This is a genomic window from Arthrobacter sp. zg.Y820, assembly GCF_030125555.1.
Classification (GTDB): domain Bacteria; phylum Actinomycetota; class Actinomycetes; order Actinomycetales; family Micrococcaceae; genus Arthrobacter_B.
Genome location: NZ_JASKLX010000016.1, coordinates 102,320 through 111,420, shown reverse-complemented (window position 1 = coordinate 111,420; position 9,101 = coordinate 102,320). Strand labels below are relative to the sequence as shown.

The following is a 9,101-nucleotide window of genomic DNA, read 5'->3' as shown; positions in this document are numbered from 1 at the left end:
CAGTTCAACCAATTAAAATAATTGGTATCAATAAACTTGGCACACTATTGAGTTCTCAAACAACAGATGCATCCGAAATACTCGGAAAAACAATTCAATGTCTTTCTTTTCTCTTCGCTGCAGTGTTTCTTTATTCTATTTCATCCGGACTGTTTTAGCAATTCGGTATATTCCGAAGACTGCTTCGTTTGTCCGGAGAAACCCACGCCAAATCCCCGGCTTTCCGCTCCCGGGCTTCTCAGCGCAGGATGGATCACCAGGATGTTTTTGGTGTGGTGTGGCCGCCATGCTCGTGAAGTTTTCCAACTCCCGGCCGCGGCGACTTAGAAGACTCTACACAGGTTTCGCCGGGCCCGCAAATCGACCCCGGGAGCCTCCGCGGCCGGTTTCAAGAGGCTGGGTAAGCCGGCGGGGCCGGCCCTCAAGGAGCCGGCCCCGCCGTCGTTAGGAAAGTGCAATCTGCGGTCCTGCGGTGCCTACTTTCGGCGCCGGCGCGTCGAGCCCATCACCAGCAGGGTGCCCACTACCAGGGCTCCTCCTCCTGCCAGCGCGAGACTTGCCGTGCTGGCAGATCCGGTCTTGGGCAACCGCTCGGTGTAGGGAACAGGAGCGAAAGCGTTGGTAACCCCAGTGACCTGAACCTCGCCGGCGATGATAGAGACGTCGCCAGTGAAGAAGGATTCGACGGTTACGTCCTCATTGGCGCCCGATGTCGGCTCGGAGATCCGGCATGGGGTCCCCGCCGGGAGGTTCTCGTACAGCTGCGTGTACTCCCCGGAAGCAGTGCCCGCGGGCAGGATGATCGTTTCGTCCAGGATGCCGTCACCACATTGAACGTGGATCAGGATGTCGTCTTGGAGCCCCGCTCCCGAGCCGCTGATCGTCTTTGTGATCAGAAGGCTTCCCGGGTTGTATTCCACCGTGTTCATGACGGTTAAGGTGTTCTCACCCTCGCCTATTTCTACAGGGTCGGGAAGCGTCGCGGTTACCGTCACTGCCGATGTCGAACCGGTAGTTGATTCAGTCACCGAGCAAACGGTCCCCACCGGGAGACCGGTGATTGTTTCGGAGACGGCGGCGGCAGCTCCTGCCGGTATCTCAATCAGATACTGCCCTGCCGGCCCACAATCAACAGTGAGGCTAATGGCTTGCTGCTGTCCGACAGCTGCACCGGCAAAGGTCTTGGTCACCGCCAGGTCTCCGGCAATGAAAAATTCCGCTGTGGCCTCAGCAGTGGAATCCACTTCGGCGTCGGCAGCAAGGATCAGCTTCTGCGCGGTGGCGACGTCAGGGTTGTTACCCGCGTAGAGGTAAACGTTGCCCGTCTCTACTGGCACGACCGCCCTGGCATTGATCACCACGGGATCGGTCGTTTGGGCGGTGCTGCGCACCCACACCTGGATTCCGGAGCCCACCGGGTTGGTTACCGGCACAGTACCGGCAGCATCCGTATAGAGCGTGTAACCTTCCGGAACTGACACAGTCAACTCGGCACCCTCCGCGGCAGTCACCGTAAAGGGCCCCGTGACACCGTCGACCGGCCCGGCAGCGACCGGCGGTTCAATGTAGACATCCGGGGCCGGCGGTTCGGCGAGGGGCCCGGCGAGCAGGACGGCCTGCACAATGGCCAGCGTGAACGGGCGGACCGGGTCGGTGTCTTGCAGCACGAAGCCGTCACTGAAGAACCACACGGCCGCTTGTACAGCAGCAGCACGAACGTCGTCGGACGGCGCTCCGGCGGGAAGTCCCGGCTGCTCCGGATAGTAGCTGTTCAGGACGCGGTTCACATATCCAATGTTCGGCACATTGGATTCACTCCAAGTTCCTCCCTCATATCCAAGCCCTGCATAGGTGGAAGTCCTGATATCGATGCAGTACATCTGCTGGGTATTTCCCTCAAGGTCCACGGTCGTGATCACGCCGGCGAAAGACGGGTTGTCGGTTTCATACCCCTCGGGAACATCCGCGGGGTACCCGGTGGTCGGATCGAAAGCGGCACCCACCGGCGGAAGGCCCCCAGTTACGGCACTTCCCTGCCCAGTGCCGGTCATGGTGACCTCGACAGCACCCACCGGAACCTCGTCGCCCGGTGACTCCCCGTTGAAAACACCGTGGGCAGGCACCGCCAGCGGAACAATCATCATGAACAATCCCGCGATGACGCCCAATGAGGCTCTGGTGATCTGCCGCCTTGTTCTTTGTTGCTTTTGCCCCGCTCCAACAGCGTGGCCCGCTCTGCCTTGCACACTCATAAGGGGATCCCGTCTCCGGTCGATAAATCTGTGAGCTCCGGTAGCCACTGTGATTCATGAGCAGCACCGTGACCCGGGAGACTACAGTGACGGGTCGAGGAGGCATAGGGGACGGACCCGGTTAGCCGCAAGGGCTCAGATAATCACTTCCACCGGTGACGTGGGGGCACCATGCCTCGGGTATCCAACCAGCAACCAGCCGGCATGAAGTCCTTATAGAGGGGACCTTCATACAAACCTCCCCTCTCCCGCGAGATGGCAGGAAGTGCTTTTCCCAGGCCCCAAACGTGCAGTTTCTGCCATCTCGGGGCACAGGGAACCAGGGCCCGGGAACGGGGTGGACGGGCCCGGAAGGGGGCCGGCCTGGCTAAACAAGGACGCCGGGTTACACAAGTAAGGCCCCGCCAAACCCGGCGGGGCCTTACTCTCTGAACCACCGGTGTCTTTCAACCGTGCATATTGTCCGGCGGCGGCCTACCCTCCCACATCCTCCCGGATGCAGTCCTATCGGCGCTGTGGGTCTTAGCTTCCGGGTTCGGAATGGGACCGCCGGCCGCTAGTTGCCGCCCTCGGCCAGCGTCACATCGATCGGCTCGTAATCCGCGCCCTTGGTGTCCACGCCGTCGGCTTCCAATTCCGCCAGCGCCTTCTCCACGTACTCGTTGGTGTAGGCCGTTTCCGGCGGCTCGGTGGTCAGGATGGTTGCTCCCGTTTCGTTCTGCGTTCCCATGGCAATCTCCACGGTCTGCTTCCACGCCTGTTCATCGATCATGCCGACGCCGTTGGTGGACGGAAAGATCAGCTTGTTGGTTTCGTTCGTCATCCACAGCTGGTGGCTCTGGCCCAGGGTGGATCCGGATTCGGTCACGATCGCGGCCGCTTCCTCCGGATTATCCTTGGCGTAGATCCAGCCCTTGATCGCTGCCTTGATGAATGCCGTGGTGGTTTCCTGATATTCGGCGTCATCGGCAAGCCGGCTGGCATCGGCCCAGATGGCGTCCTGCAGCATGGCGGACCCTTCTTCGTTCCAGTCAATGACCGTCAGGTCCTCGGGCTGGAACAGGTCTCCGGTCTCCGGGTTGATGGTCTCCAGCACCTGCGCGTACTCGTTGTACGTCATGGCCTGGGCTGCATCAATGTCTCCGGACAGGAAGCCGTTCATATCGAAGGCCTGCTGGATCAGGTCAATGTCGCCCGGCTCCACTCCGGCGTCCTGCAGGCCCGCGAAGAGCTCCCATTCATTGCCGTAGCCCCAGGACCCCACTTTCTTTCCCGCGAGGTCTTCCGGGCCGTCGATTCCGGAGTCGGCCATGGCGACCTGCAGCGTGGCGCTGCGCTCAAAGATCTGCGCCACGTTGGTGATGTTGGCGCCCTGTTCAATGGAGCCCAGCACCTTCGGCACCCAGGAAATCGCATAATCCACGTCCCCCGAGGCCAGCACATCCTGCGGCACGATGTCGGCTCCGCCCTCGACGATTTCCACCTCCAGGCCTTCGTCTTCGAAAAAGCCTTGGTCCAGGGCCGCGTAATAACCGGCGAACTGCGCCTGCGAGAACCACTGCAGCTGCAGCTTCACAGGCGTCAGCTCTTCGGCGGACTCCCCCTCCTCAGCACCGCTGCCCGAGGCACAGCCGGCCAAAACCAGGACTGCTGCGGTTCCCGCCGCTGCGGCGGTGCGGATACGTTTTCCACTTGCCATTTCATAGCCTCCATTTGGGTGTGAGCAGATCAATGCAGACCGTCCGGACGGGACGGCAGTGAAAACCGGCGATGTCAGTGCCGGGAGCTGTATTTCTCCAGTGCCGCGGTGGCGCAGAAGAAGACCAGGCCGACGACGACGGCGCCCAGCACGTAGGCCCAGGCCAGCGTGTAGTTGCTGCCGGAGGCCGCCGAGGTGATGGATTTGCCCAGTCCGCCCACGGGGCCGCCGAAGTATTCGGCGATGAGCGCCGAGATCACGGCCAGGGAGGATGCGATCCGCAGCCCGGTGAACATGTACGGGACGGCGCTGGGGAGGGTGACGGCGCGGGTGACCTGCCAGCGGCCCGCGGCATAGGAGCGCATAAGGTCACGGTGCACGGGCAGGACCTGCCGGAAGCCGCGCAGCGAATTCACGTAGACCGGCACAAAAACGGCGATTCCGGCCACGATCTGCCGCGGCGCCTCCTCGCCGGCGCCGAACATCGTATAAAGCACCGGAGCCACGGCCACGATCGGCACCACCGACAGCGCTGACACCAGCGGTCCGGTTAGCCGGTCAAAGATTGGCAGGAAGGCGGCGACCACGGCGGCCACCACCCCCAGCAGCCCGCCGGCGACCAGTCCCACCGCCGCATTGCCTCCGGTCACAAGGGACGCCGACACAATAGTGCCGAGGTTGCCGAAAAACGCCGCGGCTATGGCGAACGGCCCGGGCAGCACGAACGGCGGCACTTGGAACAGGGTCACCGCGCCCTGCCACAGCAGGACCGCCGCGACGCCCAGCAGCACCGGCAGCAGTGCCTGTCGGCCGCCGTCGACCGCCCGTGCGAGCAGGGCAGGCGAAGTGGCGGCGGCCAGTGCCGGCGCCGCTCCAGTCGGCGACGCTCCAGTCGGCTGCGCCGACGTTCCCACGGTGCTCACCGGGTCTCAACTCCGCGCAGCTCCGACACCGACGTGCCGTGCAGGGCTTCGCGCACCGCGGTGATGGCCGCGTAGAACGCGGTGTCCTCGCGCAGGTTCTCGCCGCGCTCCCCCGCCGCCCCGAGGCGCATCGGCAGCACGTCCTTGATCCGGCCCGGCCGTGCCGACATCACGAACACCCGGTCGGAGAGGAACACTGCTTCCGGGATGGAGTGGGTGACGAAAACGACGGCGGCGCCGGTCTCCGCGCAGATCCGCACCAGTTCGTTCTGCATCCGTTCGCGGGTCATCTCATCCAGGGCGCCGAACGGCTCATCCATCAGCAGCAGGCGCGGGCTTTCGGCCAGGGACCGGGCGATGGCCACGCGCTGCTGCATGCCGCCGGAGAGCTGATCCGGAAAGGAATCGGCGAACTCGGACAGCCCCACCATGCCCAGGAGTTCCTCGGCGCGGTCCTTGCGGGCTTTCGCCGCGACCCCGTGCAGCTGCAGCGGCAGTTCGATGTTGGCCCGCACGGTCCGCCAGGGCAGCAGCCCGGCCTGCTGGAAGCAAATCCCGTAGGCCTGCTCCCGGCGGGCCTGCCGGGCGGTCCGGCCGAAAACGCTGATCGTTCCGCTGCTCGGTTCGTCAAGGTCGGCGATCAGGCGCAGCAAAGTGCTCTTGCCGCAGCCCGAGGGTCCGATCAGTGACACGAATTCGCCCGGTGCCACGGTCAGGCTGGCCGCTTCCAGTGCCGTGACGGAGCCCTTTCCGGTGGCGAAGATCCGGTGGACGTCGCGGACTTCCACCGCCGGTTCCGGCACTGCCGATTCGGTTGATTCGCTCATGATGCTTGTTCTCCTCTGCGGTAGCGGTGCAGGAACAGTCCCAGGACCGTGATGGCAGCGACCGCTGCCAGGCCCAGCAGGACGGCTCCGAAGATTGGCGCCCAGGGTTTGCCCGGGTCTCCGCCGGCCGCGGCGGCATACTCCACGATCATCCGGCCGATCCCGCCCTTCAGGCCGATCGATACTTCCGCGACGACGGCGCCGATCACGGCATTTGCCGCCGCCAGGCGCAGCGCCGGCAGCAGGAAGGGAATGCTGGCCGGAAGCCGGAGGAACAGGAAGCTGCGCCACCAGCCCACCGAATAGCTGTGCATCAGGTCCAGATGGCTGGCCTGCGGAGAGGAGAACCCCCGCAGGGCGCCGATGGCGACCGGGAAGAAGGCCAGATAGGAGGCGATGACGGCCACCGACATCCAGTTCTCCCAGGTGAAGGAGCCGATCTCGAGCTGGGAGCCCCAGCGGCGGACCAGCGGGGCAATCGCAATCAGCGGGACGGTCTGGCTCAGGATGATCCAGGGCAGCAGTGCGGAGCCGGCGGAGCGGAAGCGCTGCATGACCACCGCCAGTCCCATGCCCACGGCGACTCCGATGAACCAGCCCACCGCCGCGATGCCCAGGGTGAAGGCCGCTGCCTGCAACACTGCTGTCCACAGGGGCGGCGCCCCCGCGGCCGACGTCGCCGGTTCCGCCAGCCGCACGAGCATGGTCCAAACATGAGGCATGGCCAGGTCAGTGGTCCGGGGAAGGAGCGGCAGGCCCATCACGCTCACGCCGTTTTCCGGACCGGCGAATTTGTACGCCTCCCAGAGAAGTACCGGAACCAGCACACCGCCGGCGGCCCAGCCAATCCGCGCCGCCGGCGGTGTCCCGGTTCCGGTGCGGGTCATGCCGTCGCGCTCACGTTCTCGCGCATTGCCGGGATGATGCTCTCGCCGTAGACCCGCAGAGTTTCCTCCTTGTTGTCGTGCTGGAGGTAGCCGGCAAACTGGGTTACGCCCAGGGCCTTAAGCTTTTCGAGCTTTTCGATGTGCTGTTCGGCCGTGCCCATCAGGCAGAACCGGTCAACAATCTCGTCCGGCACGAAGGCGGCATGGGTGTTGCCGGCCCGGCCGTGTTCGTTGTAGTCGTAGCCCTCCCGGCCGGCAATGTAGTCGGTGAGCGCCTGCGGCACTGCGGCGTCGGCACCGTACTTGGCGACGATGTCAGCGATGTGGTTGCCCACCATGCCGCCGAACCAGCGGCACTGCTCGCGCATGTGCTCCCAGTCGTCCCCTATATACATGGGTGCGGCCACGCAGAATTTGATCGCCATGGGATCGCGTCCTGCAGCTGCGGCTGCTGACCGCACGGTGGCGATCATCCACTCGGCGATGTCCACGTCGGCCAGCTGCAGGATGAAGCCGTCGCCGACTTCCCCGGTCAGCTTCAGCGCCAGCGGACCGTAGGCGGCCACCCACATTTCCAGCTCCGAGCCCTTGCTCCACGGGAACTGGAGCGTGGCGCCGTTGTATTCCACCGAGCGGGAGTTCGCCAGCTCGCGGATGACGTGGATGGATTCGCGCAGCGTTTTCAGCGTGGTGGGCGCGTTGTTGCTCACCCGCAGCGCCGAGTCGCCGCGGCCGATGCCGCACACCGTGCGGTTGCCGTACATCGCGTTCAGCGTGGCGTAAGTGGACGCGGTGACGGTCCAGTCCCGGGTGGCGGGGTTGGTGACCATGGGCCCCACCTTGATGTTTTGGGTTTCGGCCAGGATTTGGCTGTAAATAACGTACGGTTCCTGCCACAGGATGTGGGAGTCAAACGTCCAGACGTAGTCGAACCCGTGTTCCTCGGCCTTCTTGGCGAGCGCCACGGTTCGGGCGGCGGGCGGGTTGCACTGCAGAACTGCTCCGAATTCCATTTCTTTTCCGTTCCTAGATCAGGTACTGGCTCGGGGCGCGGCGGACGTACCGGCCGTGGCCCTTGGCCCCGAGGTATTCGTTGTCGTTGATGAGGATCCGGCCCCGGGACAGCACGGTGTCGACATGCCCGTCAATCTCGTAGCCCTCCCACGCCGAGTAATCCATGTTCATGTGGTGGGTTTTGTTCAGCCCGATCGAGGTGTGGCCCGCCGGGTCGTAGATGACAACGTCGGCATCGGCTCCCGGCGCGATCACGCCCTTGGCGCCGTACATGCCGAACATGCGGGCCGGCGTCGTGCTGGTGATCTCCACCCAGCGCTCCAGCGTGATTTTTCCGTCCACCACGCCCTGGTACATCAGGTCCAGGCGGTGCTCCACCGATCCGATGCCGTTGGGAATCTTGGAGAAGTCCCCCACGCCCAGATCCTTCTGCCCCTTCATGCAGAACGGGCAGTGGTCGGTGGCGACCATCTGGATGTCGTTGGTGCGCAGCGACTGCCACATGTGGTCCTGGTGGTGTTCGTGCTTGGAGCGCAGCGGCGTGGAACAGACGTATTTGGCGCCCTCAAACCCCTCGGCGCCCAGCTGGTCCTCCAGGCTCATGTAGAGGTACTGCGGGCAGGTCTCGCCGAAGACGTTCTGGCCGTTGTCGCGGGCGGCGGCCAGCTGCTCGACGGCCTGCTTCGCCGACACATGCACCACGTACAGGGGCGCCCCGGTGAGGTTGGCCAGCATGATGGCCCGGTGTGTGGCTTCCTCCTCCATCTGCCAGGCCCGTGCCACCCCGTGATAGTAGGGATCGGTTTTCCCCTGGGCCAGCAGCTCGGTGACCATGGCGTCAATGGCCGGACCGTTCTCGGCATGCATCATGGTCATCAGCCCGGTCTCGGCGCCAACCCGCATGGCTTTGTAAATCTGCGCGTCATCGCTGTAGAAGACGCCCGGATACGCCATGAACAGCTTGTAACTGGAGACACCCTCGTCAATGAGCCCCGCCATTGCCTTCAGCGAATCGTCGTTCACGTCGCCGACGATCTGGTGGAACCCGTAGTCGATGGCGCATTCCCCGGCGGCCTTTTCATGCCACGCGGCCAAGCCGTCCATCACTCGCTCTCCGTACCGCTGGATCGCGAAGTCAACGATCGTCGTCGTTCCGCCCCAGGCCGCCGCGCGGGTTCCGGTTTCGAACGTGTCGGAGGCTTCGGTGCCGCCGAACGGCATCTGCATGTGCGTGTGGGCGTCAATGCCGCCGGGAATCACATACTTGCCCGTGGCGTCCAGGACAGTGTCCACAGAGCGGGCAAGGTCGTGGCCCAGCAGCGTGGACCCGGGGGCGAGTACCGCTGCGATCTTTTCCCCGTCAATGAGAACGTCCGCCTCGCTGCGGCCGGTGGAGGTGACAACTGTGCCTCCGGTGATCAGTGTTGTACTCAAAACGACATCCTTGTCTGTGTTAAAGGCGCGGCCTGTTTAAGGCCCGTTGGCGCGTTTGCAGGAAG

7 protein-coding genes and 1 rRNA gene are annotated in these 9,101 nt (G+C 64.0%); all 8 read right to left on the bottom strand.

What is annotated here, in order from left to right; all coding sequences use genetic code 11:
* Positions 1–476: 476 nt before the first annotated feature.
* Entirely contained in the window at positions 477–2,144 is a 1,668-nt protein-coding gene (locus QNN99_RS16810) for a DUF5979 domain-containing protein (RefSeq protein ID WP_229968240.1), read from the bottom strand.
* 569 nt (positions 2,145–2,713) lie between these two features.
* Positions 2,714–2,823: ribosomal RNA gene (gene rrf / locus QNN99_RS17535) — 5S ribosomal RNA — on the bottom strand.
* Complete coding sequence (locus tag QNN99_RS16805; RefSeq protein WP_229968238.1) at positions 2,809–3,951, bottom strand: ABC transporter substrate-binding protein; 1,143 nt, start codon at positions 3,949–3,951, stop codon at positions 2,809–2,811. Before QNN99_RS16805 ends, rrf begins: the two co-directional genes overlap by 15 nt.
* 74 nt (positions 3,952–4,025) lie before the next feature.
* Positions 4,026–4,874 carry an ABC transporter permease gene (locus QNN99_RS16800; protein WP_229968236.1) on the bottom strand — a complete coding sequence of 283 codons (849 nt, stop codon included), beginning with the start codon at positions 4,872–4,874 and terminating at the stop codon, positions 4,026–4,028.
* Complete coding sequence (locus QNN99_RS16795) at positions 4,871–5,701, bottom strand: ABC transporter ATP-binding protein (RefSeq protein ID WP_229968234.1); 831 nt, start codon at positions 5,699–5,701, stop codon at positions 4,871–4,873. The genes QNN99_RS16800 and QNN99_RS16795 overlap by 4 nt, the downstream gene beginning before the upstream one ends.
* Positions 5,698–6,588 carry an ABC transporter permease gene (locus QNN99_RS16790; RefSeq protein WP_229968232.1) on the bottom strand — a complete coding sequence of 297 codons (891 nt, stop codon included), beginning with the start codon at positions 6,586–6,588 and terminating at the stop codon, positions 5,698–5,700. Before QNN99_RS16790 ends, QNN99_RS16795 begins: the two co-directional genes overlap by 4 nt.
* On the bottom strand, positions 6,585–7,601 hold the full coding sequence (locus QNN99_RS16785) for a TIGR03842 family LLM class F420-dependent oxidoreductase (protein WP_229968230.1): 1,017 nt from the start codon (positions 7,599–7,601) through the stop codon (positions 6,585–6,587). The genes QNN99_RS16790 and QNN99_RS16785 overlap by 4 nt, the downstream gene beginning before the upstream one ends.
* 13 nt (positions 7,602–7,614) lie before the next feature.
* On the bottom strand, positions 7,615–9,036 hold the full coding sequence (hydA, locus tag QNN99_RS16780; protein ID WP_229968229.1) for a dihydropyrimidinase: 1,422 nt from the start codon (positions 9,034–9,036) through the stop codon (positions 7,615–7,617).
* Positions 9,037–9,101 lie beyond the last annotated feature (65 nt).